Annotated in this window: 12 protein-coding genes; 5 read left to right on the forward strand and 7 right to left on the reverse strand. The window is 72.3% G+C overall.

The window, feature by feature from the left end:
- Complete coding sequence (locus tag M2163_RS33660; RefSeq protein ID WP_280895838.1) at positions 1–1,383, forward strand: hypothetical protein; 1,383 nt, start codon at positions 1–3, stop codon at positions 1,381–1,383.
- Between the two features lie 232 nt (positions 1,384–1,615).
- Here M2163_RS33660 and M2163_RS33665 read toward each other — a convergent pair whose 3' ends face one another.
- Together M2163_RS33665 and M2163_RS33670 are read right to left on the reverse strand one after the other, a co-directional pair.
- Complete coding sequence (locus M2163_RS33665) at positions 1,616–2,398, reverse strand: serine protease (protein WP_280849129.1); 783 nt, start codon at positions 2,396–2,398, stop codon at positions 1,616–1,618.
- Positions 2,399–2,567: 169 nt separating this feature from the next.
- Positions 2,568–3,836: a glycosyltransferase 87 family protein gene (locus M2163_RS33670; RefSeq protein ID WP_280849128.1), complete on the reverse strand. Its 1,269-nt coding sequence runs from the start codon at positions 3,834–3,836 to the stop codon at positions 2,568–2,570.
- Between the two features lie 254 nt (positions 3,837–4,090).
- On the opposite strand from M2163_RS33670, the gene M2163_RS33675 reads away from it, so the two are divergent.
- Positions 4,091–7,840, forward strand: coding sequence for a DNA-binding protein (locus tag M2163_RS33675; protein ID WP_280895839.1), 3,750 nt, complete (start codon positions 4,091–4,093; stop codon positions 7,838–7,840).
- A gap of 15 nt (positions 7,841–7,855) precedes the next feature.
- Here the strand turns inward: M2163_RS33675 and M2163_RS33680 are convergent, their stop codons facing one another.
- Positions 7,856–8,410 carry a YceI family protein gene (locus M2163_RS33680; RefSeq protein WP_280849126.1) on the reverse strand — a complete coding sequence of 185 codons (555 nt, stop codon included), beginning with the start codon at positions 8,408–8,410 and terminating at the stop codon, positions 7,856–7,858.
- Between the two features lie 134 nt (positions 8,411–8,544).
- On the opposite strand from M2163_RS33680, the gene M2163_RS33685 reads away from it, so the two are divergent.
- The 3 genes from M2163_RS33685 (at position 8,545) to M2163_RS33695 (ending at position 12,843) form a co-directional block, all read left to right on the forward strand.
- Entirely contained in the window at positions 8,545–10,869 is a 2,325-nt protein-coding gene (locus M2163_RS33685) for a polysaccharide lyase 8 family protein (protein WP_280895840.1), read from the forward strand.
- Between the two features lie 151 nt (positions 10,870–11,020).
- Positions 11,021–12,616 (forward strand): acyl-CoA carboxylase subunit beta, encoded by a 1,596-nt coding sequence (locus tag M2163_RS33690; RefSeq protein WP_280849124.1) that lies wholly within the window; start codon positions 11,021–11,023, stop codon positions 12,614–12,616.
- A gap of 35 nt (positions 12,617–12,651) precedes the next feature.
- On the forward strand, positions 12,652–12,843 hold the full coding sequence (locus M2163_RS33695; protein WP_037712356.1) for an acyl-CoA carboxylase subunit epsilon: 192 nt from the start codon (positions 12,652–12,654) through the stop codon (positions 12,841–12,843).
- A 174-nt stretch (positions 12,844–13,017) separates the two neighbouring features.
- Here the strand turns inward: M2163_RS33695 and M2163_RS33700 are convergent, their stop codons facing one another.
- From M2163_RS33700 to M2163_RS33715, 4 genes are all read right to left on the reverse strand, one after another.
- Positions 13,018–13,599 (reverse strand): ATP/GTP-binding protein, encoded by a 582-nt coding sequence (locus M2163_RS33700; RefSeq protein ID WP_026248371.1) that lies wholly within the window; start codon positions 13,597–13,599, stop codon positions 13,018–13,020.
- On the reverse strand, positions 13,580–14,155 hold the full coding sequence (locus M2163_RS33705) for a DUF742 domain-containing protein (RefSeq protein WP_280895841.1): 576 nt from the start codon (positions 14,153–14,155) through the stop codon (positions 13,580–13,582). Before M2163_RS33705 ends, M2163_RS33700 begins: the two co-directional genes overlap by 20 nt.
- Positions 14,156–14,255: 100 nt before the next feature.
- Positions 14,256–14,669, reverse strand: coding sequence for a roadblock/LC7 domain-containing protein (locus M2163_RS33710; RefSeq protein ID WP_004983065.1), 414 nt, complete (start codon positions 14,667–14,669; stop codon positions 14,256–14,258).
- A gap of 10 nt (positions 14,670–14,679) precedes the next feature.
- Positions 14,680–17,976 carry a nitrate- and nitrite sensing domain-containing protein gene (locus M2163_RS33715; RefSeq protein ID WP_280849121.1) on the reverse strand — a complete coding sequence of 1,099 codons (3,297 nt, stop codon included), beginning with the start codon at positions 17,974–17,976 and terminating at the stop codon, positions 14,680–14,682.
- Between the last annotated feature and the right edge of the window lie 78 nt (positions 17,977–18,054).

Consider the following 18,054-nt stretch of genomic DNA (forward strand, 5'->3'; position numbering starts at 1 on the left):
ATGAAGGCCACCGCGCAGGCCGTAGTACGGACCCGAAGCCTTCCGGGGCTGCTGTTCGCCCTGGTGCTCATGGCCCTGGCCGCCCTGGCGGGGACCGCCCCGCCCGCGTCGGCCACCACGGCCGCCACCAGCGTCTCGGAGATCGGCCAGGCCCTCCGCGAGAGCCCGGTCTACGTCGATCCGGCCGCCGCGGCCCAGCTGTCCGCCAAGGACGCGGACGCCCTGGCGGACCGGATCACGAAGGCGGACAAGCCGCTGTTCGTGGCGGTGCTGCCCGCCGACTACCCGAAGAAGGACCTGTTCACCAAGTTGCGCACGGCGACCGGCGTCACCGGCGTCTACGCGGTCCGGCTCGGCGACGCCTTCGACGCCCGTGCCGACTCCTCGGTCCTGCCGAAGGCGGCCGTACGCAATCTGGTGACCACCGTCGGGGGCGAGGACACCCGCACCCAGCTGACCGACTTCACCGCCGCCGCGCTCACCAACATGGGCGGCTCGGCCCCCTCGACCTGGCGCTCCGCGGACGACGGCGACGGGGTGTCGGGCACGGCACTGATCACGGTCGGCGCGGTGCTCGTGGCCGGAGGGGTGGGCGCGTACACGCTGGTGCGGCGCAACCGGCGCCGGCACGCGGAGGAGCAGCGGGCCGCGCTGGAGAAGCTGCGGGTGGTCGTGGACGAGGACATCACGGCCTTCGGCGAGGAACTGGACCGGCTGGACTTCCACCCCGCCGAAGCGGGCGCCGACGACGCGATGCGGGCGGACTACGAGCGGGCGCTGGACGCGTACGAGCAGGCGAAGTCCTTCATGGCGGCGGCCACCCGACCCGAGGACGTACGGGCCGTCACCCAGGCCCTGGAGGACGGCCGCTTCTCCCTGGCCCAGCTCGCCGCGCGCCGCGAGGGCCGGCCGCTGCCCGAGCGCCGGGTCCCCTGCTTCTTCGACCCCCGCCACGGCCCCTCCGTCACCGACGCCACCTGGACACCGCCCGGCGGTGCCCCGCGCGAGGTCCCGGTCTGCGCCGCGGACGCCACCCGCCTGGCCGACGGCCGCGACCCGGTGATGCGCGAGGTCGACACCGACCGGGGCCGCCGCCCCTACTGGGACGCGGGCCCGGCCTACGGCCCCTGGGCCAGCGGCTACTTCGGCGGCGGCCTCCTGCCCGGCCTCCTGGTGGGCACGGTCCTCGGCAGCATGATGGCCACGCCCGCCTACGCGGCCGACTACGGCTCCGGTTACGGCGACTTCGGCGGCGGCTACGAGGGCGGCGACCTGTCCGGCTCGGACTTCGGCTCCGGCGACTTCGGCGACTTCGGAGGCGGCGACTTCGGGGGCGGCGGCGACTTCGGGGGCGGCGGCGATTTCGGCGGGGGCGGTTTCTGAAGCCTGCCTCTAATCTCAGCCCCTCCGGCCTCTGCATGTCAGCCCCTCCGCGTTCGATCTCAGCCCCTCCGGCGTTTGAGGAGCGGGGCCCGGGGGCAGCGCCCCCGAATCGGGGGGCGAGGGGGGCAGCGCCCCCTGGGGACGGGACGGGTAGGGGCGGCGGGGGCGAGAACCGCGGGCCCGGCACCCGACGCACCGGACCCGCGGAACACCGCACCGAAACCCCGTCACCTCACAGGGACGCCGCCGCAGAAGCGATGGCCGAGGCGAACGTGGACACCTCGGTGTACACCCCGGGCGCGTTGGGCCGCGCGCACCCTATGCCCCAGCTCACGATGCCCACCTGCACCCACGCGTTCGCCGAGTCCCGCCGGAACATCGGCCCACCGGAGTCCCCCTGGCAGGTGTCGACCCCGCCCGAGGAGTACCCCGCACAGATCTCCTCGTTGGCGATGAGCCCGCTGTACCCGCTGTACGCCCGGCAGGTCGCGTCGCTCACGAACGGCACGGTGGCCTTCAGCAGGTACCGCTGCTGAGCCCCGCCCTCGGTGGCCGCACCCCACCCGGCGACCGTGAAGGTCCCGGTGTTGTACTGCGTCGTCGTCGCGATCTTCAGCGTGGGCAGGTTGATCGGCGAGGCGAGCTTGATGAGGGCCCAGTCCTTGCCGTCCCCGTTGTACCCGGGGGCCCGGTAGACGTACGTGGACCGCACCTGCACCCGCCCGGTGCTGGACTGGAGGTCGACGACACCCGCGGTCGCGGTGATGCCGGTGTTCGCCCCGGTGCCGTTCACACAGTGCGCGGCGGTGAGCACGATCTGCTGGGTGTAGAGCGCCCCGCCGCAGCCCATGGACAGCCGGACCATGAACGGGAACTCGCCCTGTGCGGCACGGCTGCCGCCGACGACGGGCGAGGGCGCGGCCTGGGCGGCCGACACGGGTTGGAGGCTGGCGATCGCGAGCGCGGCGGCTCCGACCGCCAGACATCTCTTGACGGCAGTGAGGAGTTTCTTCACGGGATGCCTCTTCCAGGTGGGGGGTGGCTATGACGGGTTCATGCCATGCCTGGGCATCAAAAGGTCCGCCCAAGGTCCTGACATGGGCCGGTCAAATCTGTTGATGGATTATGGGAATCCTGTGAACTCCCGCACAAGGGGCGCGATTCAGCCGCCGACCGCGTGCCGTTCAGGACACCCGGCGGGCAACGGCAGGGCCGGCGGTCTTCGCCGTGCACCGGAACCAGCCCGCCAGGACCAGCGGCAGCACCAGGTAACCGAAGCGGGTCGCCGGGATCAGGCAGATGGCGAGACCCAGGCCGGCCGCCAGCCGGTCCGCCGCCGCACGGACGGTACGGGGCGGCCGTATCAGCAACGAGACCGTCACCCCCAGCGCCGCCGCCACGAGCGCGCCCGTCGCCAGAGCGGCACCGCCCGGCACGTGCACGGCCAGCAGATGGCCCGGCAGCGGACTGGCCGCCGGTGAGCGGACACCCCCCTCGCCGAGCGGGAAGAGCACCACGTGCTCGACGAAGGCGTGCGGGTCGGCCAGGGCGACGGGCACGACGGCCGCGACCGCCACGGACAGCGCGACCAGAGCCGCCCGCAGCGCCGTGCGGCGGCTCGCCGTGACCGCGAGCAGGACCAGCCCCACCGGCAGCAGCGGCCACGCCGTCCACTTCAGCGCGGCCGCCGCGCCCATCGCCACCCCGGCCGCCGTTCCCGAGCCGCCCCGGCCCGCCAGCGCCAGCCCCAGGCACATCAGCCCGACCACCGGCAGGTCCACCCCGCCGACGGCCAGCGGCAGCGCCACCGCGGGGAAACCGGCGAGCAGCGACACCGCGCGCACCGGCGCCGGACCGCCCGGGCTCCCGGCCGGTCGCCGCCCGGCGAGGACCATGCAGCCCAGGAAGGCGAGGCAGAACCAGACGCGGGCGTCGGCGAGCGGACTGGCGCCGAGGAGAGCGCGCGGGACACCGAAGAGCGCCATGCCGGGCAGATACGGGTCGTAGTCCACGGTGTGGGAGGGATGCGGCAGATAGGGGCTGCCCGTGTGCAGCAGCAGCTCGCCCGAACGCTCGACGACACCGACCTCCGACTGGGCCGCGCCCGCGACGACGAGGACCACCAGCGGCACCAGCACCGCGCCGAGCAGCGCGGCCCACGCCCCGGCCCGGCTCCCGGCACGCGGGTCCCGGGCGGAGAGCAACGCCGCCGTGCCGTAGCCGACCGCCGCGCAGATGCCCCAGACCCGGTGCGGGCCGAGTCCCGTCGTCGTCGCCAGGAGCACGGCGAATCCCGCGCACCCGAGCCAGTAGGCCCAGGCCCGGCGCGCGAGGGGGAAGCGGTGCCGCCCGGCAGGCGCGAGCGGGGTGCCCTGCCCGAGGTGTCCCACCCCCGTGAGGACACCTCGGGCCGTGCGCGAGGGCGGTGTCGCCGCCCCGTCCGTGAGGGTCATGTCGTCTCTCGTGGTGTCGGTGCGCGGGGACCGCCCGCCGCGGTACCGGCCCCCGGAGCGAGGCCCTTGACCACGAGTCCAGCGCTCGGCGCGTTGTTCAGCAGCCACCGCACGCCACTGTGAACAAAACAAAGTGCCTGGTGGCGGGCGCGGCGGAACCTTGCGGGCGGTCCGGAGGGTTCCTTAGGGTGGCGGCGGCGGACAGGCGTCCACGACACGGGGACGCGGGCGGACACGGGGGAGACGGAAGACACATGGGGCGTCGGGAGACCCCGGTCGATCCGGCCGCCGGACCGGTGCCGAGGTTCGCGTACGAACTCCGCAAGCTCCGCCAGGAGGCCGGCGGCCCCACCTACCGCGAACTCGCCCGCCGGGCCCACTTCTCGGTGACCGCGCTCTCCCAGGCCGCGGCCGGCGAGCAACTGCCCTCGCTCCAGGTGGCCCTGGCCTATGCCGTGGCCTGCGGGGGCGACCCCGGGGAGTGGGAGCGCCGCTGGCAGGAGGCCGACCGGGAGGTCCGCGAGGCGGCCGCCGGCCGGGACGACGGCACGGAACCGCCCTACCAGGGACTCGCCCGCTTCGAACCCGGCGACCACGAACGGTACTTCGGCCGCGACCGGCTCGTCACGGCCCTGCGGCAGCGGGTCCGCGACCGGCGCTTCACCGCGGTCTTCGGCCCCTCCGGCAGCGGCAAGTCCTCGCTCCTGCGGGCCGGACTGATCCCGGTCCTGCGCGCCGAGCGCGAGCTGGCCGCGATCCGCGTCCTCACCCCCGGCCCGCACCCGGTCCGCACCCACGCCGACGCCCTGCGACCGGCGGGGACCGGTGAAACCCTGGTCGTCGTCGACCAGTTCGAGGAGGTCTTCACCCTCTGCCGGGACCCGGACGAACGCCGGGCCTTCCTGGACCTGCTGCTCGCCGCCCGGGAGCCGGAGAGCGGGCTGCGGGTCGTCATCGCCGTACGCGCGGACTTCTACGGCCGCTGCGCCGAACACCGGTCTCTGGCGGACGCGTTGGGGGAGTCGGGCCTGCTGGTCGGCCCGATGGACCCGGAAGAGCTGCGCGAGGTGATCGTCAAGCCCGCCCAGAGCGCCGGGCACATCGTGGAACGGGCCCTGACCGCCCGCCTGATCGACGAGATCGCCGACGAGCCCGGTGGACTCCCGCTGCTCTCGCACGTCCTGCGCGAGACCTGGCGCCGCCGCCGCGGCCGGGCCCTGACCGAGGAGGCGTACGAGGCCGCGGGCGGCGTCCACGGGGCCATCGCGCAGAGCGCCGAGGAGGTCTGGGCGGACCTCTCCGCCGAGCACGCGGAGCTCGCCCGACTGGTCCTGCTGCGGCTCATCACCCCCGGCGAGGGCTCCCAGGACACCCGCCGCCCGGTGGACCGCGCCGAGCTGGACTTCACGGGTCCGTCGGCCCACCCGACGCCCGCCGCCGACGTCTCCCTCGTCCTGGACCGCCTCGCGCGCGCCCGGCTCGTGACGCTCGACCGGGGGACCGTCGACCTCGCCCACGAGGCGTTGATCACCGCCTGGCCCCGGCTGTCCGGCTGGATCGACGAGGAGCGCGAGCAGCTGCGGGTGCACCGGCGGCTGACCGAGGCGGCACGCGGCTGGGACGACCTCGGGCGTGACCCGGGCGCCCTGTACCGGGGCACCCGGCTGGCCATGGCCGAGGAACAGCTGGCCGGAGCGACGCTCACCGCGCCGGAGCGGGCGTTCCTGACGGCGAGCGGTGCGGCCCGCAGGAGCGAGCGCCGCAGGCGCCGGGGACTCGTCGGCGCCCTCGCCACCCTCCTCGTCCTCGCGCTCGTCGCCGGGGCGGCCGCCTGGCAGCAGAACCGCACCAGCGACCGCCGCCGGGTGGAGGCCGAGGCCCGCCGGGTCGCCGCGGTCGCGGACGGCATGCGGTTCTCCGACCCGCGCACGGCGATGCGGCTCAGCGTCGCCGCCGCGCGGCTGGCCGACACGACGGAGACCCGGTCGGCGCTGATCGGGGCGACGGCGCAGCGGGACGAGGACGTGTTCGCGGTGCCGGGCGCGGACGCCGGTTTCGACGGCTCGGGCAACGACGTGCACCGGCTGACGGCGGACGGCAGGTCCGTGGTGTCGGTGACGGCGGACCGGGTCCGGGTCTGGGACCTGCGCACCCGGCGGCTGACACTGTCCGCGCCGGGCCCCGGCAGGCTGATGGACGGGGTCCCGGCCGCCGTCGGCCCGGACGGCCGCACCCTCGCCCTGCTGGCGGGGGACCGCATCGAGCTGTGGGACGTGCGGTCGGCGCGGGTGACCAGGACGCTGCCCGGCGTGGACGCGATGCAGACCCCGTTCGACTTCACGGCACGCGCCCTCGTCGCCGTCGACTGGGACGACGGCGGTGTGCACGCCTACGACCCGCGCACCGGGCGCCCGACGCTGCGGATCCCCGAACCGGACGGTGGCGTGGCCGGCCTCGCCGCCAGCCCCGACGGCCGGTGGCTCGCCCTGTGCACGGGGGGCCGCACGCTGCAGCTCTGGGACCTCGCGCACCGGCGGAAGGTCTCGGCGCCGTGGACGGCGAAGGCACGCGTGGCCGAATGCCGCGACCACGCACTGGAGTTCACCCCGGACAGCCGCACGCTCACCGTCGCCGGCGAGGACGGGGTCCACGGCTGGGATCCGCGTACCGGCCGCGGGACCCTGTCCGCCCGGGCAGACGGGCTGACCCAGGTGTGGCCCGGCGGGGACGGCACCTTCCTCGTGGGCACCGGACCGAACCGGCTCGTGGTGTGGCGGGCGGCCCATCCGCAGGTGCCCGTGCTGAGCCGGCGGATCGTCGCGGACGAGTGGGACGACATCGTCTACGACCGGAGCGCGCACGTGGTGCGCTACCTCGGCGGCTCCGCGACCGTCGTCCGCTCACTGGCCCTCGGCACCGCCACGACGGCACGGTGGCAGCAACCCACGGCGTACCGTGCGGCGTTCTCCGACGACGGCCGGGTCCTGGCCCGCTCCGTGGAGACGGGCGGCGAGCGACGCGTGCAGGTCCTGGACACCCGTACGGGGAGGGTGGTGTTCGAGCCGCCGGCACAGCCGTGCCCCGGCACGGAACCCTGCGCCGACCTCATGGCGCTCAGCGGCGACGGCGCACACCTGGCGACCGCCCCTGCGCCGTACGAAACCGACGAGCGCACACCGCCGGACCGGACCCCGATCACGGTGTGGGACCTCGCGACCCGTCGGGGCCGTGCCACCGTGACCGTCGGCGCCGAGCCCGACGGGTCCCTCGCGGTGGACGGCCTGGCCCTCGACGCCCACGGCCGCACCCTGCTGGTGTACCGGTCCACGGCACGCCCGACCGTGGAGGTGTGGGACGTGGACGAGCACCGGCGGGTGAAGACCGTACGCAGTGCGCGGCCCAGCGACAGCGCCGGCTCCGACTCGGAGGGGGTGGGCCTCGCCCTCCGCTCCGACGGTGCCGGTCTGGTCACCCGGGAGGGACTGGTCGCCGATCTGCGCGCCGGACGCATGGAGCCGCGCGTGCTCGGGGAGGACCTGATCACCACCGCGGCCTTCGGTCTCGACGGCTCACGGCTGGCGGCGGGGGACGTGCTGGGCCGGGTGACGCTGTGGGACGGGGCGGCGCGGGCGCGCCTGGGTGTGCTGGACGGCACCACGTCGGACCCGGCGACCGACGCCGTTGCCGCGGTGACCGCGTTCGCCTTCTCCCACGACGGCCGTACGCTCGCCGTCGCCGGTGCGGCCGGCAGCCTGCAATTGTGGGACCTGGCGTCCCAACGGCTCCTGGGGACCACGCTGCCCACTCCGGGCGACGAGATCCGCGCCCTCGCGTTCGGCGCCGACGGCACGCTCTACGCCTCCGGCGCCCATGTTCCCGTGCAGCGGTACGACCTGAATCCGAACCATCTGGTCACCGAGGTCTGCGAGCGCGCCGGCTCGGGCCTGTCCGGGGCCGCCTGGAAGACGTACCTCCCGGATCTCCCGTACCGGCGCACCTGCTGAACCGCGGCGACGGGGTCACGCGTTGCGGATCGCGGAGATGTCGAAGTGGAGCTTGATCTTGTCGGAGATCAGGACGCCACCGGTCTCCAGGGCCGCGTTCCAGGTCAGGCCCCACTCGGAGCGCTTGATCTCGGCCTTGCCCTCGAAGCCCACGCGCTCGTTGCCGAACGGGTCCTTCGCGGCGCCGTTGAACTCGAGGTCGATGGTGAGCGGCTTGGTGGTGCCGAGGATGGTCAGGTCACCGGTGATGCGGTAGTCCTCGTCGCCGAGCGCCTCCGCCTTGGTGGAGCGGAAGGTCATCGTCGGGAACTCCTCGATCTTGAAGAAGTCCGCGCTCTTGAGGTGCCCGTCGCGGTCCTCGGAACCGGTGTCGATGCTGTCCATCTTGACGTCGATGGAGGCCGTCGACGCGGTCGGGTCGCCGCCGTCCAGGTGCAGCGAGCCGCTGAAGTCGTTGAACTTGCCCTTGACGTTGGTGACCATGGCGTGCCGCACGGTGAAGCCGATGCTGGAGTGAGCGGTGTCGATCGTGTAGTCGCCGGTCAGTGCGGTCAGGTCGGTGTTCGCCATGACGGAACTCCTTTAAGTGAGGATGTTGAACGTTGAACCACTCAACGCGAACGACCGTAGACCTATTCCATACAAGTTTCAACATCATCCGCACAGTGTTGGCGTGATCCCCTCGCGGTGGTAGACGGCCCTGTATGAACCCGCAGCGCAGAGCCCCCGTGCGACCCACCCGCAGAGCCGTCTTACTCGCGGCGGCGCTCCTGGCCACTGCCGCCCCGTCCGCCCGCGCCGCCTCGGCCGACCCCTACGACACCCTCCGCCGGCGCTGGCTCGACATCGCCCTCGGCACCGGTTACGACCCGGCGGCGGAGCCGTACGCCACCCGCCTCGCCGAGACCGGCGAACTCGCCCGCGGCTACCGCGCCACCATGGCCCCGACCCCCACCTCCCTGTGGCCTGGCCACCCCTACGACCCCCCGGCCGGCATCACCTGGAGCTACGGCCGCCTGTGGACGATGACCCGGGCCTACGTCCAGCAGGGCACCGGCTCCACCGGCGACGAGACCCTCCTCGCGGCCCTCCTCGGCGGCCTCGACCACCTGTCCGCCACCGTCTACAACCCCTCCACCACGCGCTACGGCAACTGGTGGGAATGGCAGATCGGCAGCCCCCGCCTCCTCATGGACATCACGGCCGCCCTCCACGACCACCTCACGGACGCCCAGAAGGCCGCGGCCTGCGCCGCCGTCGACCACTTCATCCCCGACACGATGCTCACCGACTACTCCGGCACCTCCACCGGAGCCAACCGCGTCGACCTGTGCCGCTCCGTCGCCCTGCGCGGGATCCTCGGCCGGGCCCCCGACCGGATCGCCCTGGCCCGCGACGCCCTCTCACCGGTCTTCCCGTACGTCACGAAGGGCGACGGCCTCTACGCCGACGGCTCCTTCGTCCAGCACACCTGGGTCGCCTACTCCGGCACCTACGGCCAGGTCCTGCTCGACGGTCTCGGCCGCCTCTTCGCCCTGCTCGCCGGCTCCGCGTGGGAGGTGACCGACCCCGACCGGCAGACCGTCCTCGACGCCGTCGAGCACGCCTTCGCCCCGCTGATCCACGACGGGCTGGTGATGGACAGCGTCAACGGCCGTGCCATCAGCCGAGGTCACCTCAAGGGCGACGAACGCCACGTCCTGCGCGGCGACCACTTCCACGGCCAGGGGATCATCGCCGCCATCGCCCTGCTCGCGGGCGGGGCGGGCGAGCAGCAGCGCGCCCGCTGGCACGGCCTGATCAAGGGCTGGATCGAACGGGACACCGTGGCGCCGATCCTGACGGCACGCCAGTTCGAGCCGGCCGACCTCGCCCGGCTGCACGCGGTGGCCGCCTCGCCCGTCCCGGCCGCCCCCGAACCCGTCGGGCACAGGCTCTTCGCCGCCATGGACAGGGCCGTCCACCGTCGCCCCGGGTTCGTCGCGAACATCGCCATGGCGAGCGACCGGATCGCCGCCTACGAATGCGGCAACGGCGAGAACCCCCGCGGCTGGCACACCGGCGCCGGAATGCTCTCCTGGTGGGCCGCCGACTCGGGCCAGTACACCGACTGGTACTGGCCCACCGTCGACTGGTACCGCCTCCCGGGCACGACGGTCTCCACCAGACGTCTTCCCGACCGGGCCGGCGGTGAATGGGGCGAGCCCAAACCCGGCGTCCGCTGGGTCGGCGGCACGACCGACGGCGAGTACGCGGCGATCGGCCAGCACCTGAAGGGGCTGGGGTCGACGCTCCAGGCCCGCAAGTCGTGGTTCTGCGTGGCGGACGCGGTGATCTGTCTCGGCGCCGGCATCACCTGCGCCGACGGGGTCCCGGTCGAGACGGTCGTCGACAACCGCAACCTGGGGGAGGGCGGCACCCAGTCCTTCGTGCGGGGGCCGGGCTGGGCGCATCTGGAGGGGCACGGAGGCTGGCTCGTCCCCGACGGCCTGCACGCCCTGCGCGAGGACCGCACGGGCGCCTGGTCCGACATCAACACCTCCAGCAGCACCGAACGGCGCACCCGGCGCTGGCAGACCCTCTGGCTCGACCACGGCACCGACCCCGTGGACGCCTCCTACGCCTACGTCCTGATGCCCGGGGCGTCCCGCCGCACCGTCGCGGCCCGCGCTGCCGACCGCCACTGGCTGTCGGTCCTCGCCAACGACAGCGCCTGCCAGGCGGTCCGCGTCGACCGCCTGGGCCTGACCGCCGCGAACTTCTGGCGGGCCGGCACGGCGGGTCCGCTCACCGCGTCGGCGGGGGCGAGCGTGCTCGTCCGCCGCAGCGGCCGTACCGCTACGCTCTGGGTCGCCGAACCACCCCGTTCGGGCGAACCGCTGGAGATCGTCTGGAACCGGCCCGTGCGCTCGGTGGTGCGGGCCGACGACACGGTCGAGGTGCTTGCCACCGGCCGCCTTCTGCACCTGCGCGTCACTCCGGGGACGGTATGCGCCTCGCACGGATGTGAGGTGGCTCTCACGCTCTGACTTTGTCGGACCCCTACAAGCGTCAGGCCCCCTGAGCAGTCGGAACGCCTGCATGCCCCCAGGGTTCTGTTCGGTCGCACCAGGAAAACGGGCCGGAGACTGTGAGGAGTCGACGGCTCGCTTTCCTCGCGGGTCTTCGTAAGGTCGCTACATGACCGTTTTGGATGAGGCGCCGAGTGAGTCGACGGGCGAGCCGACGGACGCGCGCGGACGGGTGGCCGAGCTGCACGAGATCCGTGCGGCGGCCCTGGCCGGCCCCAGCGAGAAGGCGACCGAGGCGCAGCACGCCAAGGGCAAGCTGACCGCACGGGAGCGCATCGAGCTGCTCCTCGACCCGGGGTCCTTCCAGGAGGTCGAGCAGCTCCGGCGGCACCGGGCGACCGGCTTCGGCCTGGAGGCCAAGAAGCCGTACACCGACGGTGTCATCACCGGCTGGGGCACGGTGGAGGGCCGGACGGTCTTCGTCTACGCCCACGACTTCCGCATCTTCGGCGGCGCGCTGGGCGAGGCCCACGCCACGAAGATCCACAAGATCATGGACATGGCCATCGCGGCCGGGGCGCCCCTGGTGTCGCTGAACGACGGCGCGGGCGCCCGTATCCAGGAGGGCGTCAGCGCCCTCGCGGGCTACGGCGGCATCTTCCAGCGCAACACCAGGGCCTCGGGTGTCATCCCGCAGATCTCGGTGATGCTCGGCCCGTGCGCCGGCGGCGCGGCCTACAGCCCCGCCCTCACCGACTTCGTCTTCATGGTCCGCGAGACGTCCCAGATGTTCATCACGGGACCGGACGTCGTGAAGGCGGTCACGGGCGAGGAGATCACCCAGAACGGCCTCGGCGGCGCCGACGTGCACGCCGAGACGTCCGGCGTCTGCCACTTCGCCTACGACGACGAGGAGACGTGCCTCGCCGAGGTGCGCTACCTGCTGTCGATGCTCCCGCAGAACAACCGGGAGAACCCGCCGCGCGTGGAGTCCTCGGACGCGGCCGACCGGCGCGGCGACGTACTCCTCGACCTGGTGCCCGCGGACGGCAACCGGCCGTACGACATGGCCAAGGTCATCGAGGAGATCGTCGACGACGGCGACTACCTGGAGGTCCACGAGCGCTGGGCCCGCAACATCATCTGCGCGCTGGCCCGCCTCGACGGCCAGGTCGTCGGCATCGTGGCCAACCAGCCCTCCACTCTCGCCGGGGTCCTCGACATCGAGGCATCGGAAAAAGCTGCACGCTTTGTCCAGATGTGTGACGCTTTCAATATCCCGATCGTCACCTTCCTGGACGTCCCCGGGTTCCTCCCCGGCGTCGACCAGGAGCACGGCGGCATCATCCGGCACGGCGCCAAGCTGCTGTACGCCTACTGCAACGCCACCGTGCCGAGGATCTCCCTGATCCTGCGCAAGGCCTACGGCGGTGCCTACATCGTCATGGACAGCCAGTCCATCGGCGCGGACCTCACCTACGCCTGGCCGACGAACGAGATCGCGGTGATGGGTGCCGAAGGTGCCGCCAACGTCATCTTCCGGCGTCAGATCGCCGAGGCCGAGGACCCCGAGGCCATGCGGGCCCGCATGGTCAAGGAGTACAAGTCCGAGCTCATGCACCCGTACTACGCGGCGGAGCGTGGCCTGGTGGACGACGTGATCGACCCCGCGGAAACCCGCGAGGTCCTGATCCGGTCCCTGGCGATGCTCCAGTCGAAGCACGCCGACCTGCCCTCCCGTAAGCACGGCAACCCTCCGCAGTAATCCGGCGGAAACCTCTCTCACGGAGACTGTGACCTATGAGCACCCCTGACATCCGCGTCGAGAAGGGCCACGCCGAGCCCGAGGAAGTCGCCGCCATCACGGCGATCCTGCTCGCTCGCGCCGCGGCCCAGCCCTCCGAGACCCCGGCCCACCGAGGCCGCCCCAGGGCCGGCTGGCGCCGCCTGGAGCGCGAGGGCGGCTTCCGCGCCCCGCACAGCTGGCACTGAGCTTCGTACAAAGCCTCTAGGGCCCCCTCTCCGAGAGAGGGGGCCCTAGAGGCTTTTCAGGGGCGCGGGGCTGTGTCGATCTGCGGCTCCGCCCCGTGGGCGCGACAAGCCACCGGGCTGCCGCAGACGGCACACAACCGTCCGTGGCAGCCCGGTGGCCGCAAGAACCACGTCCTACCGCAGGCGAGCCATCAACGCGTGCTCGACCAGCGTGATGAGAGCAGACTTCGCATCCGCCCGGTGCCGCGCGTCCGTCGTGATGATCGGGGTGTCCGGACCGATCTGCAGGGCTTCCCGGACCTCGTCCGGGTTGTACGGCTGGTTCCCGTCGAACCCGTTCAGGGCGATCACAAAGGGAAGCCCCGAGTTCTCGAAGTAGTCCACGGCCGGGAAGCAGTCGGCGAGGCGCCTCGTGTCGACGAGGACGATCGCCCCGATGGCGCCGCGGACCAGGTCGTCCCACATGAACCAGAAGCGGTCCTGTCCGGGCGTACCGAAGAGGTACAGGATCAGGTCCTGGTCGAGCGTGATGCGGCCGAAGTCCATGGCGACCGTGGTGGTCGTCTTGTCCCCGGTGTGGGTGAGGTCGTCGATGCCGGCCGACGCGGACGTCATGACGGCCTCTGTGCGCAGCGGGTTGATCTCCGAAACGGCCCCGACGAACGTGGTCTTGCCCACGCCGAAGCCACCCGCCACCACGATCTTCGCCGAGGTGGTGGAGCGGGAAGGACCGCCGCTAGAGCTTGCGAAGTCCACTGAGCACCCTTTCGAGCAGTGTCACGTCTGGCTGGCCGCCGGCGTTCTCGTCGCCGCCGGGCTGATGGATGGCGACCAGGCCCGCCTCCGCCAAGTCGGCGACGAGGATCCTGGCCACGCCGAGAGGGATCGTCAGAAGCGCGGAGATTTCCGCCACCGACTTGATCTCCCGGCAGAGGTTGCAGATCCGCTGATGCTCGGGCAACTGGCCCTGCATCTGGTGCGGCTGCGCGGTGGTGTGCACCAGCGCCTCGATGGCGAGCTGGTAGCGCGGGCGGGTCCGGCCGCCGGTCATGGCGTACGGACGCACCAAGGGGTTGTTCGACGACCCAGCGGGCGCCGGCTCAGAGCGTCGCTGCGGCTGCACGGGCTGGATGCGCGGGGCCGGCGGCTGGTCGTACGGCGACGGGCCGGGGCCCTGCGGCGCGTACGGCTGCTGCCGATGGCTCGGTGCGGAGGGGAAGTTGTAGCGGTTCGGGTTCTGGGAACCGTCGTTCTGACCCTGGCCAGGGCCGTACGACCAATTGCCAGATGAACCACCTGGGGGTGTTGCCACTTTCTCTCCTCCTCCGACTGTGCCGGGCACCCATCACACTGTGTGGAGCCGCGTCCCGAAACCTTACGGCCCCGGGACGCCAATACGCACCGTCTGTCTGTCAGTTGAGCAGGCTGCCCTGGAGCTCCGCACGCAGATCGGGCGTCAGGACCGTACCGGCACGGTCCACCAGAAGTGCCATCTCGTACCCGATGAGGCCGATGTCCGCCTCCGGATGTGCGAGAACCGCGAGCGACGAACCGTCGGAAATGGACATGATGAACAGGAATCCCCGCTCCATCTCCACAACGGTCTGATTGACGCTGCCGCCCTCGAAGATGCGCGAGGCACCCGCGGTCAGCGAGGTCAGACCGGAGGCGACGGCCGCAAGCTGGTCGGCTCGGTCGCGCGGAAAGCCTTCGGACATCGCCAGAAGGAGTCCGTCGGCGGAGACCACCACGGTGTGGGACACCCCCGGGGTGTTGTCCACGAAGTTGGTGATCAACCAGTTCAGGTTCTGCGCCGCCTGGCTCATCGGGCTCACACTAACGCTCCTGGTTGTAGGTGCTGTCAGGACCGAAGCCCTGGCCGTTCGTTTCACTGCCTGCGTTGCGGCCCCGCTGGACACCGCGGCGCAGGTTGCTCAGCCTGCCCCGGACGTCCTCGGGGGCACGGGAGACCTGTGGGCCTCCCTGGTGGGTGGCTTCGGCGGCTCCCTCGACCAGGTTGGCCTTGGGTACCCGCCGCGGCAGACCGGAGGAGGTGACCCCGCCCGCCTTGGGCTTCCGGAGCTGGGAGGCCTGCTGCCACCGCGCGTCGTTGGCCGAGCGCCAGATGTCGCCGCCGCCGTTGCTCTCCGGCGCTGAGGCCGGCGACTCCTGGTTCGCGTTCCGCGTGCCGTTCGAGCCGTTCGCGCCGCTCCCGGTGGAGCCACGGCGGGGGAGCCCGGCGTCGGTCAGCTCGTGACCCACGGAGGCGGGGGCCGGCCCCGGACGGTCGAAGCCTACGCGCTCACGCTCGCTCACGTCAGCGGCCTGCGCAGATTCCGCTTCCGGAGCGTACTGGTCCGGGTAGCTTCCGCGGTAACCGTCCGACTGCGGCCAGTCATCCTGGTAGCGGCGCTCCTCGAAGCCCGAGAAGGTCTCCGGGGCAGCGGCGTGCACCGCCGCGGGCTCCTCCTGGACCGGCTCCGCATAGGAGGGCTCCGGGTAGCCGCCGCCCTGCGAGAACGTGTCGTTCTGCGGCAGGCCGCCGTTCTGCGCGAAGTACGGCTCCTCGTACGCCGGACGGTTCGGCTCCTCGTACGCCGTCTGCCGCTGCTCCTCGTACGGAGCCTGCTGCGCCTCCTCGTACGACGTCTGCTGGTCGTACGAGGCCGGCTGCTGCTCGGCATAGCCGTTGCGGCCGTTGTCGTAGCCGTTCTGCTGGACGCCGGGGGAGGCGTCGAACCCGTCGGTGTACGACGGCTCAGGACCCTGCAGGGCGGCCGGCTGGTCCTGGTTCTGGGCCTCCAGGGCCGCGCGGCGCTCCTCACGCATCAGGGAGCGGCCGACCGGGTCCAGCTCGCGTATGTCGTCGGGGACCTCGGAGTAGCGGCTGTCGTCGAAGCCGAGCTCCGCGGCCGTACGCATCGGCAGACCGTTGTCGCCGTTGGTGAAGTTCTCGCCCTGGAACTGCTGCTCCGGGATGATCTGCGAGACGGTGAACTCGTCCGCGGCCGGCTGCTGCTCGCCGCCGCCGCCGTGGGTGATCGCGTCGGGCAGCATGACCAGCGAGGTGGTGCCGGCCTGCTCGCCCGAGGGGCGCAGCTGGACCCGGATGCCGTGCCGGTCGGACAGCCGGCCGACCACGAACAGGCCCATGCGCTGCGAGATCGCGGCGTCCACGGTCGGCGGGTTGGCCAGCTTGTGGTTGATGTCCGCGAAGTCCTCGGCGGTCAGGCCGATGCCCTTGTCGTGGATCTCGATCATGATGCGGCCGTCGGGCAGCCGGGTCGCGGTGACGCGGACCTTGGTCTGCGGCGAGGAGAACGTGGTGGCGTTCTCCAGCAGCTCGGCGAGCAGGTGCACGAGGTCGGTGACCGCGCGGCCGTGGATCTCGGCCTCCGGGACGCCGGAGAGCTCGATGCGCTCGTACTGCTCCACCTCGGAGGAGGCGGCGCGCAGCACGTCGACCAGCGGGACCGGCTGGTCCCAGCGGCGGCCGGGCTCCTCGCCGGCGAGGACCAGGAGGTTCTCGCCGTTGCGGCGCATACGGGTGGCGAGGTGGTCCAGGCGGAAGAGGTTCTCCAGCTGGTCCGGGTCGGCCTCGTTGTTCTCCAGGTCGGTGATCAGGGTCAGCTGGCCCTCGATCAGCGACTGGTTGCGCCGGGACAGGTTGGTGAAGATCGCGTTGATGTTGCCCCGCAGCAGGGCCTGCTCGGAGGCGAGCCGGACGGCCTCGCGGTGGACCTGGTCGAAGGCGCGGGCGACCTCGCCGATCTCGTCCTTGGTGGTGATCGGGATCGGCGCGACCCGGGTGTCGACGCGGCCGGGGTCGGTGCGCGAGAGCTGGTCGACCAGCATCGGCAGGCGCTGCTCGGCGATGCCGAAGGCGGCGTTGCGCAGCTGGCGCATCGAGCGGGACATCTGCCGGGCGACCGCACCGGCCAGGATGAACGCGAGGAGCAGCGCGACCACGACGGCGGCACCCACGATGAACGCGTCACGCTTGGCGCTGTCGGCGATGCTCGCGGCCTCGTTCACCGCGGTGTCGGCCAGGTCGGTCTCGATCTGGCGGTACGCGTTGTACTTGAGGGTGTTGACCGCCCACCAGTTCTCGGCGGTGACGCCGTCCTTGGCGAGGGCCTGGCGGGCGCTCTCGTCCATCGACGGGAGCTGCGCGATGCCGGAGACCATGTCCGTCGGGTTGGACGGCGGCGGGACGTAGTCCGGGTTCTTGGCGGCGGCCTCCTTGGCCAGCGCCGCGCCCTCCGTCTGGATCTGCTTCTTCGCGGTGTCGAGCTTCGCCGCGTCGGCCTCGGTGCCACCGCCGACGTACTCCTCGACGGCGATGCCCTCCAGGTAGGCGTACGAGGAGAGGGCGACCTTCTGGCTGGCGAAGCTGCTCAGCCCCGGGCCGGGCTTGATCAGCAGGTGCATGCCGATGGAGCGCTGCAGCGACAGGGCCGCCTTGGTGAGCTCGATGGCGTAGACGGTACGGCCGTAGCTCGTGATGTTTCCGGTGCCGAGACCGAGCTCGTTGGCGAACTCCGTCAGCGGGTGCGCGACCTGGGTGTAGCCCTCCTCGGTCTTCACACCGGTGAGCTTGGAGGAGGTGTAGGCGCCGGCGCGCAGCGTCTGGAGGCTTCCCTCGCCGTCCCGGAACAGCTTGAGGCGGCGCTCCAGGCCCGCCTTCTGCGGCATGTTCTGGGCGGCCTCGTCGAAGGCGTCCGCGGCCTCGTCGGTCTTCTTGCGGGCGGCGACGACCGTGGCGTTGTCCTGGCCCTGGCCGCTCAGCAGAGGAGCGGCGCTGCTGTCGCGCTCGTTGTAGAGCGCGTCGGCGTAGCTGAGAGCGGCCCGCACCAGACGCGCGGTGCTCTCCGCGTCCTCGGCCTCGCGCCAGGTGTCGATCGAGCTCTTGACCTGGAAGCCGCCCATGACGAGGCCGACGATCACGGGTATGAGCAGGATCGCGTTCAGCCGGGTGGGCACCCGCCAGTTGCGCGGGGAGAACCGGCCACCACTGGACGCCGGCGGGGCCGTCGGCTCCGGACCGGACACAGGGGCGGGCGCCGCTCCGCGCGGCGGCGGGGTGAAGTTGCCCCGGGCCGACGGCTCGGGACCGTTCTTGCTTCGCCTCACTCGACCAACAACCTCTCGGAGGGGTCGGCACCTACGTTGTGCCGCAGTCTCTCAGAGCCCAGTGCGTCATCGACTAGT

Origin of the sequence: Streptomyces sp. SAI-135 (assembly GCF_029893805.1) — a bacterium.
In the GTDB taxonomy this organism is placed as follows: domain Bacteria; phylum Actinomycetota; class Actinomycetes; order Streptomycetales; family Streptomycetaceae; genus Streptomyces.

Excerpts from the sequence above, each read along its gene's own strand:
- M2163_RS33660 (WP_280895838.1), top strand. The coding sequence starts at position 1 with ATGAAGGCCACCGCGCAGGCCGTAGTACGGACCCGAAGCCTTCCGGGG.
- M2163_RS33670 (WP_280849128.1), bottom strand. The coding sequence starts at position 3,836 with ATGACCCTCACGGACGGGGCGGCGACACCGCCCTCGCGCACGGCCCGA.
- M2163_RS33675 (WP_280895839.1), top strand. The coding sequence starts at position 4,091 with ATGGGGCGTCGGGAGACCCCGGTCGATCCGGCCGCCGGACCGGTGCCG.
- M2163_RS33680 (WP_280849126.1), bottom strand. The coding sequence starts at position 8,410 with ATGGCGAACACCGACCTGACCGCACTGACCGGCGACTACACGATCGAC.
- M2163_RS33685 (WP_280895840.1), top strand. The coding sequence starts at position 8,545 with ATGAACCCGCAGCGCAGAGCCCCCGTGCGACCCACCCGCAGAGCCGTC.
- M2163_RS33690 (WP_280849124.1), top strand. The coding sequence starts at position 11,021 with ATGACCGTTTTGGATGAGGCGCCGAGTGAGTCGACGGGCGAGCCGACG.
- M2163_RS33695 (WP_037712356.1), top strand. The coding sequence starts at position 12,652 with ATGAGCACCCCTGACATCCGCGTCGAGAAGGGCCACGCCGAGCCCGAG.
- M2163_RS33710 (WP_004983065.1), bottom strand. The coding sequence starts at position 14,669 with ATGAGCCAGGCGGCGCAGAACCTGAACTGGTTGATCACCAACTTCGTG.